Source organism: Collinsella sp. AF19-1LB (assembly GCF_003459655.1).
In the GTDB taxonomy this organism is placed as follows: Bacteria; Actinomycetota; Coriobacteriia; order Coriobacteriales; family Coriobacteriaceae; genus Collinsella.
In genome coordinates, this window is record NZ_QRWO01000067.1 from 443 (window position 1) to 1,711 (window position 1,269).

Below are 1,269 nucleotides of genomic sequence, written 5' to 3' on the forward strand. Positions count from 1 at the left end.
CCTTGCGGCGGCCGCGTCTTCCGTCTGCAAGGCAACTGCACCGGTGGGGGAGCTGGTTTCCGCCGCGATCGCCGTTGCGGGGGCGATTCCCGCGACGAGTGCCGCGGAAAGGGCGATGCCCAAGGTTGCTCTTCTTGCGAGAATGTCGTTCATCTCGGCACCTCATTTCAAGGGTCGGCGACTCACTTGGTAGCACTAATGTAAGTATATCAGGCGGTTTGCCCGCCATTGATCGGGCGTGCGCGTATACCCCTTGATTAACAGCCATTAAATCTATCCCTTAAGGAATGCGGCTTGCTAGTGTTGTCTGGGCATTGATGGCTACGTGGTTCAAGAGACGGCGGCGTTGGCATCTGTTTTAACAAGTAAAGAGGCCCGCTTCCTTCGTTTGAGTTGGGGAAGCGGGGTCTCTTTTGATTTTGGGCTTGCGGATTGGCAAAGGCGACGTTCGCTGGTAGCTACCTTGAGTTCTTGATGCGGCGCACACCCGCGGTGGCTATTCCGAGTCCTGTGACGGCGATGCCTGCGAGTGCGATTGCGCTCGGCGCTGTGTCGCCCGTATTTGCAAGCTTGCCGCCTGCATTTGCTTGCTTGGTGGAGCTCGGTCGAGCGTCTTTGCCTGATGTGGGCGAATTGGTGGGCAGCGTTGTTCCGGACGGCTGCGCTGAGCCGGCGGGCGGTGTCGTCTCTGCCGGTTGCGTTATCTCGGGCGAGGTGGCCTTGTCTGCTGCAGCTTTTGCCTCTTCGTATGCTTTGCAGGCGTCGTCATAGGCCGTTTGCGCCTTTTCCAAATTGTCGAGGAGCGCATCTCGCCAGGCTGTGAACTGGTCGATATGGGCTTTATACTTCTCTGCATCACGCTCACGGTCATTAACTTGTCTTTCCTGCCTTTTGAGGCGGTCCTGGGCCTCGCGGAGCTCCATTTCGCAAAAGTCAACTCGCGCTTTTGCCGTTACGATCTCTTGGTGCAACGACTTTATTTGCTGTTTAATAGTTTCGGCAAGCTCCTCGTCGCCGAGTGCTTCGACTGCCTTAAGCTCCTCAAGTTTGTTGTCTAATTTTTCCTGGAGCTTGCTTACCCGGTTGATGGCCTCGTCGTTTTTGGCTTGGGCTGCATCGATGTCCGCTTGCATGGTGGGGAGGGATTCCCTCAATTCGGCGGCTTGCGCCGCCATCTTGTCGCGGAGCTCTTGAAAACGGGCAATGTCATCATTGAATCTCGCAATTTTCTCGAGACTTGCGGCGTCTTTTGCGGCCTCGAGGTTTTTG

1 protein-coding gene is annotated in these 1,269 nt (G+C 56.3%); it reads right to left on the reverse strand.

Features of this window, described 5'->3' with window-relative positions:
- Positions 1–458 precede the first annotated feature (458 nt).
- Positions 459–1,269: LPXTG cell wall anchor domain-containing protein (locus DWX39_RS10745; RefSeq protein WP_117759939.1), on the reverse strand; the 811-nt coding region annotated here is incomplete at its 5' end.